We start from the raw sequence: 18698 nt of genomic DNA on the forward strand, positions 1-18698 counted from the left end.
CTCTTCGGGTGAACCCGCGAAAAGGCCAGTACAGGAGAACGCTCAGCGTTTACCCGCCCAGCGCTGGCGCAACCATTCGAGATCTTCGGGCCGGGTCACCTTTATGTTGTCACTGCGCCCTTCCACGAGCCGCGGCGCCTGACCGGACCATTCGATGGCAGAAGCCTCGTCGGTCACCACCACATCCGACACCAGGCATTCGGCCAGCGCCCGGTGCAACGCTCCAAGGCGGAACATCTGTGGTGTGTACGCCTGCCAGATCGTGCTGCGGTCCACAGTAGCACTCACCCGGCCATTACTGTCGGCGCGCTTGAGGGTATCGCGCGCCGGCACCGCCAGCAGACCACCCACCGGATCGTCCGCCAGCTCCGACAACAGCTTGTCCAGGTCGCTGCGTGCCAGGTTCGGCCGCGCGGCATCGTGCACCAGTACCCAGTCGCTGTCAGCCGCCCCTTGGGCATGCAGCATCAGCAAGGCGTTAAGCACCGAGTCAGCTCGCTCACGGCCACCTGCCGCGCGCTGGATGCGTGGGTCGCTGGCATAGCGCAGGCCAGGCCAGTACGGGTCGTCTTCGGCAATGCTGACCACCACGCCTTTAAGCGCCGGATGGCCAAGAAAACAATCGAGGCTGTGCTCGAGTAGCGTCTGCCCAGCCAGCTCCAGGTATTGCTTGGGGCGGTCGGCAGCCATGCGGGCACCTACACCCGCCGCAGGAATCACGGCCCAGAAGGCCGGCAAGGTATCGATCATTTCTGTGGCAACTGGAAGAGGGTTTCGCCCTCTTTTACCATCCCCAATTCATGGCGGGCTCGTTCTTCAACGGTCTCCATGCCTTTTTTCAGCTCTAGCACTTCAGCATCGAGCACGCGATTACGCTCGAGCAAGCGCTCGTTTTCGGCATGCTGATCGGCAATCTGCTGCTTCAGTTCGGTTACTTGCGCCAGGCTGCCGCTACCCACCCACAGGCGGTACTGCAGGCCACCCAACAGCAAGAGCAGAACGAGGAACAACCAATAGGGACTGCGCATCACGTTATCCAGGTTAAAAAGGCTGCCGCGTTTTACTTCGGGGCCTCGAATAGCACGAAGCCTGGCCGAGGCCAGGCTTCGTCGACAGAAACCCGTTGGTACGTAGGAAAGTTCAGTACGAACGTTCCTACAACTTCGGCTGCTGCCTTTTTACCATCTCTTGCTTAGCCGCGAAACTCGGCACGACCGCGGTAAACCGCTTTGGCGCCCAGTTGCTCTTCGATGCGCAGCAGCTGGTTGTACTTGGAAACGCGGTCGGAACGGCACAGCGAACCCGTCTTGATCTGGCCAGCAGCAGTACCCACAGCCAGGTCGGCGATGGTCGAGTCCTCGGTTTCACCGGAACGGTGCGAGATCACTGCAGTGTAACCGGCAGCTTTGGCCATCTGGATGGCTTCCAGGGTTTCGGTCAGCGAGCCGATCTGGTTGAACTTGATCAGGATCGAGTTACCAATGCCCTTCTCGATGCCTTCCTTGAGGATCTTGGTGTTCGTCACGAACAGGTCGTCACCGACCAGCTGGACTTTTTCACCGATCTTGTCAGTGAGGATTTTCCAGCCAGCCCAGTCGGACTCGTCCAGGCCGTCTTCGATCGAAATGATCGGGAAACGCTCGGTCAGGCCTTTCAGGTAGTCGGCGAAGCCTTCGGCGTCGAACGACTTGCCTTCACCGGACAGGTTGTACTTGCCGTCTTCGTAGAATTCGGAAGCCGCGCAGTCCAGAGCCAGGGTCACGTCGGTGCCCAGCTTGTAGCCGGCTTTTTCGACAGCTTCGGCGATGGCGCCCAAGGCGTCTTCGTTGGATGCCAGGTTAGGGGCGAAACCACCTTCATCACCTACGGCGGTGTTCAGGCCACGGGCCTTCAGTACAGCCTTGAGGTGGTGGAAGATTTCGGTGCCCATGCGCAGGCCGTCAGAGAAGGTCTTGGCGCCAACCGGCTGAACCATGAACTCCTGGATGTCGACGTTGTTGTCGGCATGCTCGCCACCGTTGATGATGTTCATCATCGGAACCGGCATCGAGTACTCGCCTGGGGTGCCGTTCAGGTTGGCGATGTGCGCGTACAGCGGCAGGTCCTGGTCCTGGGCAGCTGCTTTGGCGGCAGCCAGGGAAACAGCCAGGATGGCGTTGGCGCCCAGCTTGGCCTTGTTCTCGGTACCGTCCAGTTCGATCATGGCGCGGTCCAGAGCCTTCTGGTCGGAAGGGTCCTTGCCCAGCAGCAGGTCACGGATCGGGCCGTTGATGTTGGCGACGGCCTTCAGCACGCCCTTGCCCATATAACGGCTCTTGTCGCCATCACGCAGCTCCAGCGCTTCGCGCGAGCCGGTGGAAGCACCGGACGGCGCGCAAGCGCTGCCGATGATGCCGTTGTCGAGCAGTACATCGGCTTCCACAGTGGGGTTGCCACGCGAATCGAGAACTTCACGACCTTTGATGTCGACGATTTTTGCCATTGTTGTAAGCACTCCAGAATTGACGAAAACAACGCAGCTTAGAGAATTCTTGCCGTTCACCTGGCTGAGATTGCGATTGGCAGGCCAAGTGAAGGGAGCCCCTGACCGGCGGGTCAGGGGTGGAACGGGCAGTACTTTACCCGAGAAATGAGCTTTACGCGGTTTCTACCGTCGGAAAACTTTTCACCAGGTCGTCCAGTTGCTTGAGCTGGGCCAGGAATGGCTCCAGTTTGTCCAGGCGCAGCGCGCACGGGCCATCGCACTTGGCGTTGTCCGGGTCGGGGTGCGCTTCGAGGAACAGCCCGGCCAGGCCCTGGCTCATGCCGGCCTTGGCCAGGTCGGTAACCTGGGCGCGGCGACCACCGGCAGAATCGGCGCGACCACCCGGCATCTGCAGGGCATGGGTCACGTCGAAGAACACCGGGTACTCGAACTGCTTCATGATACCGAAGCCGAGCATGTCCACTACCAGGTTGTTGTAGCCGAAGCTTGAACCACGCTCGCAGAGGATCAACTGGTCATTACCGGCCTCTTCGCACTTGGCCAGGATGTGTTTCATTTCCTGAGGTGCGAGGAACTGGGCCTTCTTGATGTTGATCACCGCACCGGTCTTGGCCATGGCCACCACCAGATCGGTCTGCCGCGACAGGAAGGCCGGCAGCTGGATGATGTCGCACACCTTGGCCACCGGCTCGGCCTGATACGGCTCGTGCACGTCGGTAATCACCGGCACATTGAAGGTGCGCTTGATCTCTTCGAAGATCTTCAGCCCTTCTTCCAGGCCAGGCCCACGGTAGGACGTTACCGACGAACGGTTGGCCTTGTCGAAGCTGGCCTTGAACACATACGGGATACCAAGCTTTTCGGTAACCCGCACGTACTCTTCGCAGACCTTCATTGCCAGGTCACGGGACTCCAGGACGTTCATGCCGCCGAACAGGACGAACGGCTTGTCGTTGGCGATCTCGATGTTACCGACGCGAATGATCTTCTGAGTCATTGATCAGGCCTTGTTCTTCTGAGCCAGGGCTGCCTTGACGAAACCACTGAACAGCGGGTGGCCGTCACGCGGGGTGGAGGTGAACTCCGGGTGGAACTGGCAGGCCACGAACCATGGGTGGTCCTTGGATTCAACCACTTCCACCAGCGCGCCGTCTTCGGAACGACCGGAAACCACCAGGCCAGCGTCCACCAGTTGTGGCAGCAGGTTGTTGTTCACTTCGTAGCGGTGACGGTGACGCTCGGTGATCACGTCCTTGCCGTAGCAGTCGTGCACTTTGGAGCCGGCAGCCAGCTGGCAGTCCTGTGCGCCCAGGCGCATGGTACCGCCCAGGTCGGAAGCCTCGTCGCGGGTCTCGACGGCACCGGTGGCATCGGCCCACTCGGTGATCAGGCCGACCACGGGGTGGCCGCTGTTACGGTCGAACTCGGTGGAGTTGGCGTCTTTCCAGCCCATCACGTTACGGGCGAACTCGATGACGGCCACCTGCATGCCCAGGCAGATACCCAGGTACGGCACCTTGTTCTCACGGGCATATTGCACCGCGGTAATCTTGCCTTCTACGCCACGCAGGCCGAAACCACCCGGAACCAGGATGGCATCAGCGCCTTCCAGCAGGCTGGTACCCTGGTTCTCGATGTCTTCCGAGTCGATGTAACGCAGGTTGACTTTGGTGCGGTTGGTGATGCCGGCGTGGCTCATCGCTTCGATCAGCGACTTGTACGCATCCAGCAGCTCCATGTACTTGCCGACCATGGCGATGGTCACTTCGTGCTCCGGGTTGAGCTTGGCATCGACCACCTTGTCCCACTCGGACAGGTCGGCGCCATTGCATTGCAGGCCGAAGCGCTCGACGACGAAGTCGTCCAGGCCCTGTGCGTGCAGTACGCCCGGGATCTTGTAGATGGTGTCGACGTCTTCCAGCGAAATCACCGCACGCTCTTCAACGTTGGTGAACAGCGCGATCTTGCGACGCGACGAAGCATCGACCGGGTGGTCGGAGCGGCAGATCAGCACGTCAGGCTGCAGGCCGATGGAGCGCAGTTCCTTGACCGAGTGCTGGGTCGGCTTGGTCTTGGTTTCGCCAGCGGTGGCGATGTACGGGACCAGGGTCAGGTGCATCAGCATGGCACGCTTGGAACCCACTTCGACGCGCAGCTGGCGAATCGCCTCGAGGAACGGCTGCGACTCGATATCACCCACGGTACCGCCGATTTCCACCAGGGCCACGTCGGCATCGCCGGCACCCTTGATGATGCGACGCTTGATTTCGTCGGTGATGTGCGGGATGACCTGGATGGTCGCGCCCAGGTAATCACCACGACGCTCTTTACGCAGCACGTGCTCGTATATACGGCCAGTGGTGAAGTTGTTGTTCTGGGTCATGGTGGTGCGGATGAACCGCTCGTAGTGACCCAGGTCGAGGTCGGTCTCGGCACCATCATGGGTGACAAAAACTTCACCGTGCTGGAACGGGCTCATGGTGCCCGGGTCGACGTTGATGTACGGATCCAGCTTGAGCATGGTGACCTTCAGGCCCCGCGCTTCCAGGATGGCCGCCAGGGAAGCCGAGGCAATGCCTTTCCCCAATGAAGAAACAACACCGCCCGTGACGAATATGTAGCGCGTCATGAAAAACCCTAGAAGTCTGCGTTAAGGCGGCCAGCGCCGCCGGAGAAAGCGAAGGAAGGCCGAAGCCCCCGATCACCTGCGTCAATCACAGTGCATCTCGAAAAACTGCCGCGTCTGTACAGCCAGGGTATCCCCGGCATGGCGTTCGCTCGTCATTTCCAGAATCAGCTCGGCAAAAAACTGCTTGGTAATCGGCAACTCCTGTGTTTTCGCGGAACCCACAGAAGTTGTATCAAGAAGGGAGGGTAGTCTACCGGAATGTACCCTTCAGCTCAAACCTTGCGCGTTCGTCGGTAACTGCCAGTGCAGCTGGCAATCCGCCTGCACCAGCCCGGGCAGGTTGGCTACCGCCAGCAGGCATTCGCCGCGATACAGCAACGGTAGGCGCGAGCGCAGGAAATGCGGCACCTGCTGCTCGTTGAGCAGGCGCTTGAGGTCACGCCGGCCACGGCCGGGAACCTCCAGCATTTCACCACCCTGACGGTAGGCAACGCGCAACCCGCCCGGCACGGCTGCGCCAACAAGACGCACGCTACCATTGCCCGGCAACCGCAATGGCACATCAGGCTCGGGCCAGGCCAGCGAGCCAGCCGGTTGCTGTAGCCAATCACCGCTCAACCACCAGATGCGCCCGTGGCTACGCACCAACCGTCCATCGGCAAGCCGCCAGACTGGCCGGGCATCGGCAGCGGCATCGCGCAGGTCTGCCCAGCCGGCCCAGTGCCGGGTATCGGGCAAACGGGTGCGCTGGCTCAGCCAGTACTGCAAGGCATTTCGCTGACGGGCCGGCGATAACGTCAACAGGGCGGCCAGGTCGAGGGAATCCAGCCCCGGCCAGACGATGGGCGCCCCCTTACGCGCAAGCGCCAGATCCTCCCGGGCCAGTTCGTCCAGCAAACCCAGCGCCTCACCCAGATGTTCTGCTGCACGGGCGAAGTTCTGGCTGGCCTGAGGCCAACGTTGCTGCAAGTGCGGCATCACTTCGCCGCGCAGGTAGTTGCGGGCGAATTGTGTGTCGGCGTTTGACGGGTCATCGATCCAGACCAGCCCTTGGGCTTTGCCGTAGTCCTGCAACTGCTGCCGGGAACAACCCAGCAACGGCCTGACCAGGCTGCCCCGCCCTAATGCCCGCTGCACCGGCATGGCTGCCAGGCCGCGCAGGCCCGCGCCGCGCAACAGGCGGAACAGCAGGGTCTCGGCCTGGTCGTCGCGGTGCTGGCCAGTGAACAGGATGTCGCCCGGGCCGAGGACTTGCCTGAAGGCGGCATAGCGGGCGTCGCGAGCGGCCTGCTCAAGACTGGCGCCGGGACTGACCTGGACGCGGATGACCTGGAGCTCGATGCCAAGATTGTCGCAGATGGCTTGGCAGTGGGCGGGCCAGGCGTCAGCAGCGGACTGCAGGCCATGGTGGACATGAATGGCACGCAGCGGGGGGGATGTGTGCTTGCAAGCGAAGTCGGCCAGCTGGTACAGGAGGACGGTGGAATCGAGGCCGCCAGAGAACGCGATGAACCAGGTGGGGGCGTTGAGCCAGGGGGCGAGATCAATCATCAGGACCTCGAAAGGTTTGATGCCGCATTCGCGGGTAAACCCGCTCCCACAGGGGCCGTGCATTCCCTGTAGGAGCGGGTTTACCCGCGAACACCGGCGAAGCCGGTGCCGTCAATCACAAGGGCCACAAAAACGGCCCCCGGGGCAAATCAGAATCAGAGACCGTAGCTCATCAGGCGCTCGTAACGGCGGGCCAGCAGCGCGTCGTTGTCGAACTTGCCGAGCATGTCCAGCTGCTGCACCAGATCGGCACGAATGCTTTCGGACATCTTGGCCGGGTCACGGTGGGCGCCGCCCAGCGGCTCCTGGATGACCTTGTCGACAATGTTCAGGCTCTTCAGGCGCTCGGCGGTGATACCCATGGCTTCGGCCGCGTCTGCTGCTTTGTCGGCAGTTTTCCACAGAATGGAAGCACAGCCTTCCGGCGAGATAACCGAGTAAGTGGAGTACTGCAGCATGTTCAGTTGGTCGCACACGCCAATGGCCAGTGCCCCACCGGAACCACCCTCACCGATCACGGTAGCGATGATCGGAGTTTTCAGGCGTGCCATGACACGCAGGTTCCAGGCGATGGCTTCACTCTGGTTGCGTTCTTCAGCGTCGATACCCGGGTAGGCGCCCGGCGTGTCGATGAAGGTCAGGATCGGCATCTTGAAGCGTTCGGCCATTTCCATCAGGCGACAGGCCTTGCGGTAGCCTTCCGGGCGCGGCATGCCGAAGTTGCGACGCACTTTCTCGCGCACTTCACGGCCCTTCTGGTGACCAATGACCATGACCGGCTTGCCGTCCAGGCGCGCAGTACCACCCACGATGGCGGCGTCGTCAGAGAAGTGACGGTCCCCGTGCAGCTCTTCGAACTCGGTGAAGATGTGCTCCAGGTAGTCCAGGGTGTATGGACGACGGGGGTGACGGGCCAGGCGGGCGATCTGCCAGCTGGTCAGGTTGCCGAAGATGCTTTCGGTCAGGGTGTTGCTCTTGTCTTGCAGACGGGCAATTTCATCGCTGATGTTCAGCGAGTTGTCGTTACCCACCAGGCGCAGGCCTTCGATCTTGGCTTGCAGGTCGGCAATCGGCTGTTCGAAATCGAGGAAATTCGGGTTCATAGTCATCCGTCTTGGGTCTACGGCCAGGCGGCCGGCCGGTTGATCCGTTTGGCGCCATACCTTAAGGGATCAGGCGCATTCAGGTCGAGATTAAATTTTTGTCGGTTCAACGATATTGCAGGAAGACGTTCTCACGCCCGAACTGGTCACGCAGCGCCTGAATCAGCCCATCGGCCGGGTCTATCGCCCACTGCTCGCCAAACTGCAGCATGGCCTTGGCGTCGCTGCCGGTGTACTCCAGCGTGATCGGGCAAGCACCACGATGGCGGGTGATCAGCTCGCCCAGCCACTTCAGCCGGTCGCCTTTCAGTGCGTCGTGCGCCACCTTCAGGCGCAGGCTCTCAGCCAGCTTGGTGCGCGCGTCTTCCATGGTCATCACCTGCTTCACCCGCAGGCGCAAGCCCCCGGAGAAGTCGTCATTGCTGACCTCGCCTTCCACCACCACCATGGCATCGGTCTGCAGCAAGGACTGTGCCGCCATGAAGGCATCGGCAAACAGCGATGCCTCGATCCGCCCGGAACGGTCATCCAGGGTGACGAAGCCCATCTTGTCGCCCTTCTTGTTCTTCATCACCCGCAACGCAATGATCATGCCGGCAATGGTCTGGGTTTCGCGCGACGGCTTGAGGTCGACGATGCGCTGGCGGGCGAAGCGGCGAATTTCGGTCTCGTACTCGTCGATCGGGTGGCCGGTCAAGTACAGGCCAAGGGTGTCTTTCTCCCCCTTCAAACGCTCCTTGAGGGTGAGCTCGCGCACCTTGCGATGGTTGGCATAGACGTCGACATCTGCCGCGTCGAACATGCCGCCGAACAGGTCGACATGGCCACTGTCAGCGGTGTGCGCAGCCTGCTCGGCTGCCTTGATGGCCTCGCCCAGCGCCGACAGCAAGGTTGCCCGGTTGATGTCGATGTTGGCGTGGTAGGCCTTGATCTCGTCATGGAAGTGCGGGCCAAGGCGGTCCAGCGCGCCACTGCGCACCAGCGCATCAAGGGTACGCTTGTTGACCCGCTTGAGGTCGATGCGTTCACAGAAATCGAACAGGTCCTTGAACGGACCACCCAGGGCACGGGCCTCGACAATCGCCTCCACCGGGCCTTCGCCGACGCCCTTGATGGCGCCAAGGCCGTAGACGATCCGGCCGTCGTTGTTGACGGTGAACTTGAAGTCCGAGAAGTTCACGTCCGGCGCGTCGAGGCGCAGCTTCATGCTGCGCACCTCCTCCACCAGCACCACCACCTTGTCGGTGTTGTGCATATCCGCCGACAGGACCGCGGCCATGAACGGCGCCGGGTAGTGGGTTTTCAGCCAGGCGGTCTGGTACGACACCAGGCCATAGGCGGCGGAGTGGGATTTGTTGAAGCCGTAGCCCGCGAACTTCTCTACCAGGTCGAAGATGTTACCGGCGAGGTCCGCATCGATATTGTTGGCTACGCAACCTTCGATGAAACCACCGCGCTGCTTGGCCATTTCCTCGGGCTTTTTCTTACCCATGGCTCGGCGCAGCATGTCGGCGCCACCCAGGGTGTAACCCGCCATCACCTGGGCGATCTGCATCACCTGTTCCTGGTACAGGATGATGCCGTAGGTCGGCGCCAGTACTGGCTTGAGGCCTTCGTACTGGTAGTCGGAGTGGGGGTAGGCCAGTTCGGCGCGGCCGTGCTTGCGGTTGATGAAGTCGTCCACCATGCCCGACTGCAGCGGGCCCGGGCGGAACAGCGCAACCAGTGCGATCAGGTCTTCCAGGCAGTCGGGCTTGAGCTTCTTGATCAGCTCCTTCATGCCACGCGATTCAAGCTGGAACACCGCCGTGGTTTCGGCCTTCTGCAGCAGCTCGTAAGTCTTGCGGTCGTCCAGCGGGATGAAGTCGATGTTGAGGTCGGGCAGGTTCTTCTTGGCCTGCTCGCGGTTGATGATCTCCATCGCCCACTTGATGATGGTCAAGGTACGCAGGCCGAGGAAGTCGAACTTCACCAGGCCGGCGGCCTCGACGTCATCCTTGTCGAACTGGGTTACCAGGCCACCACCCTCTTCATCACAGGCGATCGGCGAAAAGTCGGTGAGCTTGGTCGGTGCGATAACAACACCACCGGCGTGCTTGCCGGTACCCCGGGTCACACCCTCCAGCTTCAGGGCCATGTCCCAGATCTCACGGGCGTCTTCGTCGCCCTTGAGGAAGTCGCGCAGGATTTCTTCCTGCTCGTAGGCCTTCTCCAGAGTCATGCCCACTTCGAAGGGGATCATCTTCGACAGGCGGTCGGCCAGGCCATAGGATTTGCCTTGCACCCGCGCCACGTCACGTACCACTGCCTTGGCGGCCATGGTACCGAAGGTGATGATCTGGCTCACCGCATTACGACCGTAGGCCTCGGCCACGTAGTCGATCACCCGGTCACGGCCGTCCATGCAGAAGTCGACGTCGAAGTCGGGCATGGAAACACGCTCAGGGTTGAGGAAGCGCTCGAACAGCAGGTCGTAGGCCAGCGGGTCGAGGTCGGTGATCTTCAGTACGTACGCCACCAGCGAGCCAGCACCCGAACCGCGGCCCGGGCCAACCGGTACATCGTTGTTCTTGGCCCACTTGATGAAGTCCATAACAATCAGGAAGTAACCGGGGAAGCCCATCTGGATGATGATGTCCAGCTCGAACTTCAAGCGGTCCAGGTAGACCTGACGCTTTTCTTCATAATTGGGCGTGGTCTCTTTCGGCCACAGCACCGCCAGGCGCTCTTCCAGACCTTCGTGGGACACATGCCGCAGATAGTCGTCGATGCCCATACCGTTGGGCGTGGGGAAGTCAGGCAGGAAGTACTTGCCCAACTGCACCTGGATGTTGCAGCGCTTGGCGATTTCGACGGTGTTGGCGATGGCGTCGGGCAGGTCACTGAACAGCTCGGCCATTTCCTCTGCCGACTTCAGGTACTGCTGGTCGCTGTAGCAACGCGGACGGCGCGGGTCGTCGAGGGTCCAGCCCTCGCCGATGCATACGCGGGTTTCGTGGGCGTCGAAGTCCGTCTGCTTGATGAAGCGCACGTCGTTGGTAGCCACCAGCGGGGCGCCAAGCTTGTCGGCCAACGCCACCGCCGCATGCACGTATTCCTCGTCGCGTGCGCGATTGGTGCGCTGCACTTCAACGTAGAAGCGCTCGGGGAACATGCCCATCCAGTCCTGAAGTAGCGCTTCGGCTTCATCTTGCCGCCCAGCCAGCAAGGCCATGCCGATGTCGCCTTCCTTACCCGCGGAAAGGGCAATCAGGCCCTCGCTGGCGGGGGCGATCCATTCACGCTGGAGGATGACCAGGCCGTTGCGCTGGCCATCGGTCCAGCCGCGCGAGATCAATTCGGTGAGGTTGCGATAGCCCTTGGGGTCCATGGCCAGGAAGCAGATGCGTGACAGCGGGGCTTCCGGGTCGGCACCGGCCAGCCACAGGTCGGCACCGCAGATCGGTTTGATACCGGCGCCCATGGCAGTCTTGTAGAACTTCACCAGCGAGCACATGTTGCTCTGATCGGTGATGGCGACCGCCGGCATGTTCATCCCGGTCAGCGCCTTGGCCAGCGGCTTGATCCGCACCAGGCCGTCAACCAGCGAGAATTCGGAGTGGACGCGCAGGTGAACGAAGGAAACCGACATGGAAGATCCTGTAGCAGTGCTTAACGACAAGGGCGGGATTGTAGCCTAACTAGGGGCTTTTTTTGGGGTTGCTTTGCAGCCCTTCGCAGGCACGCCCGCACCCACAGGTACGGCACCGCTGCTCAGACCGATGAATCCTGTGGGAGCGGGGGTGCCCGCGAAGGGCCGCAAAGCGGCCTCAATAGGTCAGATCAGGGAATCGCTGACGCCTTCGCGCGCTTCCCAGGCCGCCCGCACAGGGCCGAAGGATCGCCGATGAATGGGCGTAGGCCCAAGGCGCGCCAAGGCCTCGAGATGCACCGGGGTCGGGTAGCCCTTGTGCCCGCCAATGCCATACCCCGGGTAGATCAGTTCGAAGGCGCTCATCTCCCGGTCACGGGTCACCTTGGCCAGGATCGATGCCGCCGCAATGGCCGGCACCTGGCTGTCCCCCTTGACCACCGGTGCTGCAGGCACAGCCAGCTTCGGACAGCGATTGCCATCGATCAATGCCAGCTTCGGCGTAATGTGCAAGCCCTCCACTGCCCGCTGCATGGCCAGCATGGTGGCCTGCAGGATGTTCAGGCTGTCGATTTCCTCGACTTCGGCGCGGGCGATGCAGAAGCTCAAGGCCTTTTCGCAGATCTCGTCGAACAGCGCCTCACGCTTGGCCTCGGTGAGTTTCTTCGAATCGTTCAGACCGAGAATCGGCCGTGCAGGATCAAGAATCACCGCCGCCGTGACCACCGCGCCACACAGCGGGCCGCGGCCCACTTCGTCAACGCCGGCGACCAGGTCTTCTACCAGGTTGAAGTCCAGTCCAATTTGCATGTCAGCGGTCCTTGAGCAGGGCCAGTACCGCCTCGGCCGCCTGATTGGAGGCGTCACGGCGCAGGGTGCGGTGAATTTCGTCGAAACGTTCGGTCTGCTGGCTTCCATCGCGCACCAGCGGCGCCAAGGTGTTGGCCAGCGCTCCGCTGGTAGCGTCGTCTTGAAGCAACTCGGGCACCAGCTCTCGCTGGGCCAGCAGGTTCGGCAATGACACGTAAGGGCTTTTCACCAGACGCTTGAGAATCCAGTAGGTCAAGGGCGCAAGGCGGTACGCCACCACCATCGGCCGCTTGTACAGCAGCGCCTCGAGGGTGGCGGTGCCCGAGGCGATCAGCACCGCGTCACAAGCCGCGAGGGCTTGGTGCGACTGGCCATCAAGCAGGGTCAGCGGCAGTTGGCGCCCTTCCAGCATCTGCTCGATCTGGGCACGCCGCGTGGCGTTGGCGCAGGGCAACACGAAGCGCACACCCGGCACTTGTTGACAGAGGCGCTCGGCGGCGTCGAGGAATAACGCGCCCAGGCGCCCTACTTCGCCGCCCCGGCTGCCCGGCATCAGTGCCACCACCGGCCCCTCGCCCAGGCCCAGCGTGGCACGCGCGGCAGAGCGGTCGGCTTCAAGCGGGATGGTGTCTGCCAGCGGGTGGCCGACAAAACGCACTGGCACACCCTGCTCTTCGTAGAACCGCGCCTCGAACGGCAACAGCGTCAGCATCAGGTCGCAGCCCTCGCGAATCTTCAGCACGCGCTTCTGCCGCCAAGCCCACACTGACGGGCTGACATAGTGCACGGTCTTGATCCCGGCCTGACGCAGCTTCAGCTCGATATTGAGGGTGAAGTCAGGGGCGTCGATGCCGATGAATACGTCAGGCTTTTCTTCGATCAGAGTCTGGATCAGCAACTTGCGGCGCTTGAGCAGCTCGCGCAGACGCCCCAGCACCTCGACCAGCCCCATGACGGCCAGACGTTCCATGGGGAAATAGGATTGCAGGCCTTCGGCTTCCATCAAGGGGCCGCCAACCCCGATGAAACGTACGTCGGGATGACGCGCCTTGAGGGCGCGCATCAAGCCTGAACCAAGAATATCGCCACTGGCCTCACCGGCGACCAGCGCTACGCAAAGCTGGGCCATATCAGCGCGTGATGCCGCGAGCGGAGCTCAGGATCGACTGACGGAACAGCTCGACCTCGGGGTGTTGCGCGGCAGGTTCAGCCAGCTCCTTGAGTGCGTCTTCGACGGTCAGGCCCTGACGGTAGACAATCTTGTAGCAACGACGCAGCACATGGATCACCTCGTCGCTGAAACCGCGGCGGCGCATGCCCTCGAAGTTCATGCTGCGGGCTTCGGCCGGGCTGCCGAACACGGTAACGAAGGCCGGAACGTCCTTGCCAATCGCCGTGCCCATACCGGAAAACGCGTGGGCGCCAATGTGGCAATACTGGTGAACCAGGGTGTAACCGGACAGGATCGCCCAGTCACCCACATGCACATGACCTGCCAGCGCCGTATTGTTTACCAGGATGCAGTGGTTGCCGATGACACTGTCGTGGCCAATGTGGGCATAGGCCATGATCAGGTTGTGGTCGCCCACGGTGGTTTCCGCACGGTCCTGAACAGTACCGCGGTGGATGGTAACCCCTTCGCGAATCACATTGTGATCGCCGATTACAAGGCGCGTCGGCTCACCCTTGTACTTCAGGTCCGGGGTGTCTTCACCAATCGAGGAAAACTGGAAGATACGATTGTGCTTGCCGATGCGGGTCGGCCCTTTGAGCACAACATGCGGGCCGATAACGGTGCCCTCCCCGATTTCTACATCAGGGCCAACGATCGACCAAGGGCCGACCTCGACGCCGTCGGCCAGCCTGGCCGACGGATCGATAATGGCCCGAGGATCAATCGAATTCATAGGGATCGTTCCGCGCAGGTGATTTCTGCCGAGCAGACCGGCTTGCCGTCGACCAGGGCGCGGCACTCGAACTTCCAGATCATGCTTTTACGGCTGAGGAACTTGGCTTCCAGCACAAGCTGGTCGCCCGGCAGCACCGGCTGACGGAAACGCAGTTTGTCGGAACCGACAAAGTAGTACAGGGTGCCATCGGCCGGCTTGGCATCGAGCATCTTGAAACCAAGGATGCCGGCCGCCTGGGCCATGGCTTCGATGATCAGGACACCCGGCATGATCGGGTGTGCCGGGAAGTGGCCATTGAAAAACGGCTCGTTGATGCTGACATTCTTGTAGGCACGAATGCTCTGGGCCTCGAAGTCCAGATCCGTCACACGGTCTACCAGCAGGAACGGGTAGCGGTGAGGCAGGTATTCGCGAATCTCGTTGATGTCCATCATTTCGGTGGGGAAGCCTGTAATAAGAATAGGGAGCGCAGGTGCTGACCACACGCTCCTTTTGCAATCCAAAGAGGAGCCAGCTAGCGACTGTTCACTCTTGCTCAGGGAATGGTATCAGCCTTCTGATGTCGGCAGGCCACCTGAGGTCACGGTATCGACGCGTTTTTCCAGCTGCTGGAGACGCTTGGCCATGTCGTCCAGGTGGCGGATACGCGCGGCGCTCTTGCGCCAGTCAGCCAGCGGCTGCATGGCAGTGCCGGAAGAATAGGAACCCGGTTCAGTGATCGAACGGGTAACCATGGTCATTCCGGAAACGAAAACGTTATCGCAAATATCGATGTGCCCAACCAGCCCCACACCACCGGCCAGCATGCAGTGCTTGCCGATGCGCGTGCTGCCGGAGATTCCGACGCAAGCGGCCATGGCAGTGTGATCACCGATCTGAACGTTGTGAGCGATCTGGATCTGGTTATCCAGCTTGACCCCGTCGCCGATCCGGGTGTCGGACAGCGCGCCACGGTCGACAGCAGTATTGACACCGATCTCAACGTCATCACCAATGGTGACGCCGCCGATCTGTGCAATCTTGCGCCAGATGCCCTTCTCGTTGGCAAAGCCGAAGCCCTCGCCGCCGATCACGGCACCCGACTGAATGACCACACGCTTGCCGATGGTTACGTCGTGATACAGCGTGACCCGCGGTGCCAGCCAACCGCCCTCGCCGATCACGCAACGTGCGCCGACCACGCAGTGTGCACCCACGCTGACATTGGCTGCGATGCGCGCACCGCTTTCGATGACCGCGAACGGCCCGATGCTGGCACTGGCATCCACCTGCGCGTCCTCAGCTACCACGGCGCTGGGATGAATACCCGCCACAGCCTTGGGTTTGGGGTCGAACAGGTGGGAAATGCGTGCGTAGGCCAGGTACGGATCGGCGACGATCAGTGCATTGCCGGCAAAGCCTTCGGCATCCGCAGCCTTCAGCAGCACTGCAGCCGCCTGGCTGTCGTCCAGGAATTTGCGGTACTGCGGGTTGGCGAGGAAGCTCAACTGACCGGGGCCAGCCTCCTGCAAGGTGGCCAGCCCGGTAATCTGCAGCGCCTCGGGCCCCTTGAGGGTGGCTCCAAGTGCCTCGGCCAGCTGGCCTAGCGTCATGGTCACACTCATATCAACGGGCTTGGTTCATGCGCTCGATGACTTGGCGGGTGATGTCGTACTGAGGCTTGACATCAATGACCGCACCACGCTCGAGGACCAGGTCGTAGCCGCCCTTCTTGATCACTTCCTCGACAGCGCCATCCAGCTTCGGCTTCAGCTGCTTGAGCATGTCGCGATCAGCAACGGCCTTGGCTTCGTTCAGCTCCTTGGACTGGAACTGGAAGTCGCGAGCCTTTTGCTTGAACTCGAGCTCCAGGCGCTCACGCTCCTGCTGCTGCATCTTGTCGCCGCCCTTGATCAGGCGGTCCTGGATGCCCTTGGCACTGCTTTCCAGGCTTTTCAGCTTGGTCAGTTGCGGACCGAACTTTTTCTCGGCATCCACCGCATACTTCTTGGCGGCATCCGACTCGAGCAGGGCCATCTGGTAGTTCAGGACGGCAACCTTCATTTCGGCGAAAGCCGGGGTGGCGACCAGCGCCGCGGCCACTACGGCCAGTTGAGCCAATTTACGCACGATGCACTCCTGGATAAACCGTTGTCGTTAAGCAGGGGCCGACCTTAGAAGGTCTGGCCCAGAGAGAATTGGAACACCTGGGTATCGGCATCGTCCGGCTTCTTGACCGGCATTGCCAGACTGAAGCTCAACGGGCCCAGAGCGGTAATCCAGGTCACGCCCAGGCCGACCGAACTGGCCATGCCCGAGAACCCGACCTTCTCGCAATCAGGTTTGTTGCCGCAATTGGTGTCGAACACGTTACCCACGTCCCAGAACACGGAGGTGCGCAGTGAACGCTGGTCCTTGACGAACGGCAGCGGGAACAGCAGCTCGGCACCGCCCTGCACCAGCACGTTACCACCAAACGGCAACGGATCCTGATCCGGGTCGCGGATAGTGCCCGGCTTGCCGCCATTGGCCTCGCCGCGGCTAGGCGTACTGCGTGGGCCCAGGCTGCTGTCCTTGAAGCCACGGACAGAGTTGAAACCACCCGCGAAATAATTCTCGTAGAACGGCAGGCCAGAGGTGCTGCCGTAACCATCACCATAGCCCAGCTCGGTATGCAGGCGCAGGGTGTAGTCGTTGGTGATCGGTTTGAACAGCTGGCCACGGTAGTCAAGCTTGAAGAACGACAGGTCGCTGCCCGGAATGGTGGACTCCAGGGTCAGGCTTTGCGAGTGACCACGGGTGGCCAGTACGCCTTTGTTCAGGGTCGACTCGGACCAGCCGATCGAGGCCTTGAAGTTCAGGAAATTGTCACCTTCCTGCTCGAGGAAGTCGAAAATCTCGTCAACGGTGTACTTGCCGGTCTTGATCTTGTCCTGCTGCACGCTCAGGCCGTAGGTCAGGCGCGAAGTCTCGCTGATCGGGTAGCCCAGGCTGACGCCGGCACCGTAGCTGTCCACCGCATAGCTGGCGACGTCGACGTCGAGGTCGTCGTAATCGGTGCTGCGGTAGAAGGCGTTATAACCCAGGCTGACGCCATCGGCAGTGAAGTAGGGATCAACGAAGCCAAAGTTGTAGCGGGTCTGGTACTCCGAACGGGTCAGACCGACGGATACCTTGTTACCGGTACCGAGGAAGTTGCTCTGGCTGATCGAACCACCGAGGATCAGGCCGGCGCTCTGGGCGAAACCGACGCTGGCGGTGATCGAACCAGAGGCCTGCTCTTCGACGCTGTAGTTGACGTCGACCTGGTCGTCGGTGCCTGGCACCTGCGGGGTCTCGACGTTCACTTCCTTGAAGTAGCCCAGACGCTCCAGACGGGTCTTGGACTGATCGATCAGGTAGGTCGAAGCCCAGCCACCTTCCATCTGGCGCATTTCGCGACGCAGCACTTCGTCTTCGGTCTTGGTGTTGCCGCGGTAGTTGATGCGGTTGACGTAGGCACGCTTGCCCGGGTCGACCACGAACATGATGTCGACGGTGTGGTCCTGGTCGTTCGGCTGTGGCACGCCGTTGACGTTGGCGAAGGTATAGCCTTCGTTACCCAGACGGCGGGTGATCAGCTCGGACGTGGTGGTCATCACCTTGCGCGAGAATACCTGGCCCGGTTGCACCAGCAGCAGCGACTTGACCTGGTCTTCCGGCACCTTGAGATCACCAGACAGCTTCACGTCGCGAACGGTGTATTTCTCGCCTTCGTTGATGTTGACGGTGATGTAGACGTGCTTCTTGTCCGGCGTGATGGACACCTGGGTGGAGGCAATGTCCATGTTGATGTAGCCGCGGTCCAGGTAGTAGGAGCGCAGGCGCTCCAGGTCACCGGAGAGCTTTTCACGGGCGTACTTGTCGTCGTTCTTGAAGAACGACAGCCAGTTGGTGGTCTTCAGTTCGAACAACTGCCCCAGGGTCTCGTCATCGAATACGTTGTTACCAACGATGTTGATGTGCTGGATGGCAGCAACGGTGCCTTCGTTGATCTTGATCTTCAGCGCCACACGGTTGCGCGGCTGCGGCACCACTTCGGCGTCGACCTCGGCCGAGTAGCGGCCCTGGGCCACGTATTGGCGCTGCAGCTCGTTACGCACGCCTTCGAGGGTGGCGCGCTGGAAGATTTCGCCTTCGGCCAGGCCCGATTGCTTCAGGCCCTTCATCAGGTCTTCGGTGCTGATCGCCTTGTTGCCTTCAATCTCGATGCTCGACACCGACGGGCGCTCGACCACGTTGATGATCAGCACATTGCCATCGCGGCTCAACTGGATGTCCTGGAAGAACCCGGTCTTGAACAAGGAACGAGTCGAGTCCACCAGGCGACGGTCGTCGGCCTGGTCGCCAACGTTCAGTGGCAAGGCACCGAACACACTGCCGGCGGAAACCCGCTGCAGGCCGTTGACGCGAATATCGGAGATGGTGAAGGACTCGGCGTGAACTTCAGCGATCATCAGTGCGGACATGACCGCAGTTAGCAGCAGACGTTTCATGAAGTCCTTTTATTCCAACTGGCAATAAACAACCTGCCGTCACAAACGACAGGTTCGCAATTGAG

The 18698-nt window shown here is 61.3% G+C and carries 15 protein-coding genes; all 15 read right to left on the minus strand.

All coding sequences use genetic code 11. The features are described 5' to 3' along the window. Positions 1-42: 42 nt before the first annotated feature. A complete protein-coding gene (ispD, locus tag ACF8EA_RS14590) occupies positions 43-750 on the minus strand; it encodes a 2-C-methyl-D-erythritol 4-phosphate cytidylyltransferase (protein ID WP_021785897.1) in 708 nt (235 codons plus the stop codon). Then, positions 747-1028 carry a cell division protein FtsB gene (gene ftsB / locus ACF8EA_RS14595; RefSeq protein ID WP_021785898.1) on the minus strand — a complete coding sequence of 94 codons (282 nt, stop codon included), beginning with the start codon at positions 1026-1028 and terminating at the stop codon, positions 747-749. The genes ispD and ftsB overlap by 4 nt, the downstream gene beginning before the upstream one ends. A 164-nt stretch (positions 1029-1192) precedes the next feature. Beyond that, complete coding sequence (gene eno / locus ACF8EA_RS14600) at positions 1193-2482, minus strand: phosphopyruvate hydratase (RefSeq protein WP_021785899.1); 1290 nt, start codon at positions 2480-2482, stop codon at positions 1193-1195. A 154-nt stretch (positions 2483-2636) separates the two neighbouring features. Further along, positions 2637-3482, minus strand: coding sequence for a 3-deoxy-8-phosphooctulonate synthase (gene kdsA, locus ACF8EA_RS14605; protein WP_021785900.1), 846 nt, complete (start codon positions 3480-3482; stop codon positions 2637-2639). 3 nt (positions 3483-3485) lie between these two features. Next, the gene (locus ACF8EA_RS14610; RefSeq protein ID WP_012270851.1) at positions 3486-5114 is read right to left on the minus strand and encodes a CTP synthase; all 1629 of its coding nucleotides are present in this window, start codon (positions 5112-5114) and stop codon (positions 3486-3488) included. Positions 5115-5381: 267 nt separating this feature from the next. Then, the gene (tilS, locus tag ACF8EA_RS14615; RefSeq protein WP_392522412.1) at positions 5382-6665 is read right to left on the minus strand and encodes a tRNA lysidine(34) synthetase TilS; all 1284 of its coding nucleotides are present in this window, start codon (positions 6663-6665) and stop codon (positions 5382-5384) included. 155 nt (positions 6666-6820) lie between these two features. Continuing rightward, on the minus strand, positions 6821-7768 hold the full coding sequence (locus ACF8EA_RS14620; protein ID WP_003252323.1) for an acetyl-CoA carboxylase carboxyltransferase subunit alpha: 948 nt from the start codon (positions 7766-7768) through the stop codon (positions 6821-6823). Between the two features lie 106 nt (positions 7769-7874). Next, entirely contained in the window at positions 7875-11399 is a 3525-nt protein-coding gene (gene dnaE / locus ACF8EA_RS14625; protein WP_392522414.1) for a DNA polymerase III subunit alpha, read from the minus strand. A gap of 186 nt (positions 11400-11585) precedes the next feature. Continuing rightward, a complete protein-coding gene (rnhB, locus tag ACF8EA_RS14630) occupies positions 11586-12209 on the minus strand; it encodes a ribonuclease HII (RefSeq protein ID WP_101196204.1) in 624 nt (207 codons plus the stop codon). Position 12210: 1 nt separating this feature from the next. After that, on the minus strand, positions 12211-13338 hold the full coding sequence (lpxB, locus tag ACF8EA_RS14635; protein ID WP_392522416.1) for a lipid-A-disaccharide synthase: 1128 nt from the start codon (positions 13336-13338) through the stop codon (positions 12211-12213). A gap of 1 nt (position 13339) precedes the next feature. Then, positions 13340-14116, minus strand: a complete 777-nt coding sequence (lpxA, locus tag ACF8EA_RS14640) for an acyl-ACP--UDP-N-acetylglucosamine O-acyltransferase (protein ID WP_021785907.1) — start codon at positions 14114-14116, stop codon at positions 13340-13342. Further along, positions 14113-14553, minus strand: a complete 441-nt coding sequence (gene fabZ, locus ACF8EA_RS14645; protein WP_003252314.1) for a 3-hydroxyacyl-ACP dehydratase FabZ — start codon at positions 14551-14553, stop codon at positions 14113-14115. The genes lpxA and fabZ overlap by 4 nt, the downstream gene beginning before the upstream one ends. Before the next feature lie 114 nt (positions 14554-14667). Next, the gene (lpxD, locus tag ACF8EA_RS14650; protein ID WP_028698301.1) at positions 14668-15723 is read right to left on the minus strand and encodes a UDP-3-O-(3-hydroxymyristoyl)glucosamine N-acyltransferase; all 1056 of its coding nucleotides are present in this window, start codon (positions 15721-15723) and stop codon (positions 14668-14670) included. A gap of 1 nt (position 15724) precedes the next feature. Further along, positions 15725-16228 carry an OmpH family outer membrane protein gene (locus ACF8EA_RS14655; protein ID WP_003252311.1) on the minus strand — a complete coding sequence of 168 codons (504 nt, stop codon included), beginning with the start codon at positions 16226-16228 and terminating at the stop codon, positions 15725-15727. A 44-nt stretch (positions 16229-16272) separates the two neighbouring features. Next, a complete protein-coding gene (gene bamA, locus ACF8EA_RS14660; RefSeq protein WP_021785909.1) occupies positions 16273-18633 on the minus strand; it encodes an outer membrane protein assembly factor BamA in 2361 nt (786 codons plus the stop codon). Between the last annotated feature and the right edge of the window lie 65 nt (positions 18634-18698).

The sequence above is a fragment of the Pseudomonas sp. YQ_5 genome (assembly GCF_043103305.1).
GTDB lineage: Bacteria > Pseudomonadota > Gammaproteobacteria > Pseudomonadales > Pseudomonadaceae > Aquipseudomonas > Aquipseudomonas putida_Y.

Bases quoted from the DNA above. Each gene is read 5' to 3' on its own strand.
- tilS (WP_392522412.1), bottom strand. From the start codon at position 6,665: ATGATTGATCTCGCCCCCTGGCTCAACGCCCCCACCTGGTTCATCGCG.
- ACF8EA_RS14610 (WP_012270851.1), bottom strand. From the start codon at position 5,114: ATGACGCGCTACATATTCGTCACGGGCGGTGTTGTTTCTTCATTGGGG.
- lpxB (WP_392522416.1), bottom strand. From the start codon at position 13,338: ATGGCCCAGCTTTGCGTAGCGCTGGTCGCCGGTGAGGCCAGTGGCGAT.
- kdsA (WP_021785900.1), bottom strand. From the start codon at position 3,482: ATGACTCAGAAGATCATTCGCGTCGGTAACATCGAGATCGCCAACGAC.
- lpxD (WP_028698301.1), bottom strand. From the start codon at position 15,723: ATGAGTGTGACCATGACGCTAGGCCAGCTGGCCGAGGCACTTGGAGCC.
- fabZ (WP_003252314.1), bottom strand. From the start codon at position 14,553: ATGATGGACATCAACGAGATTCGCGAATACCTGCCTCACCGCTACCCG.
- dnaE (WP_392522414.1), bottom strand. From the start codon at position 11,399: ATGTCGGTTTCCTTCGTTCACCTGCGCGTCCACTCCGAATTCTCGCTG.
- rnhB (WP_101196204.1), bottom strand. From the start codon at position 12,209: ATGCAAATTGGACTGGACTTCAACCTGGTAGAAGACCTGGTCGCCGGC.
- ispD (WP_021785897.1), bottom strand. From the start codon at position 750: ATGATCGATACCTTGCCGGCCTTCTGGGCCGTGATTCCTGCGGCGGGT.
- ftsB (WP_021785898.1), bottom strand. From the start codon at position 1,028: ATGCGCAGTCCCTATTGGTTGTTCCTCGTTCTGCTCTTGCTGTTGGGT.
- lpxA (WP_021785907.1), bottom strand. From the start codon at position 14,116: ATGAATTCGATTGATCCTCGGGCCATTATCGATCCGTCGGCCAGGCTG.
- ACF8EA_RS14620 (WP_003252323.1), bottom strand. From the start codon at position 7,768: ATGAACCCGAATTTCCTCGATTTCGAACAGCCGATTGCCGACCTGCAA.
- eno (WP_021785899.1), bottom strand. From the start codon at position 2,482: ATGGCAAAAATCGTCGACATCAAAGGTCGTGAAGTTCTCGATTCGCGT.
- bamA (WP_021785909.1), bottom strand. From the start codon at position 18,633: ATGAAACGTCTGCTGCTAACTGCGGTCATGTCCGCACTGATGATCGCT.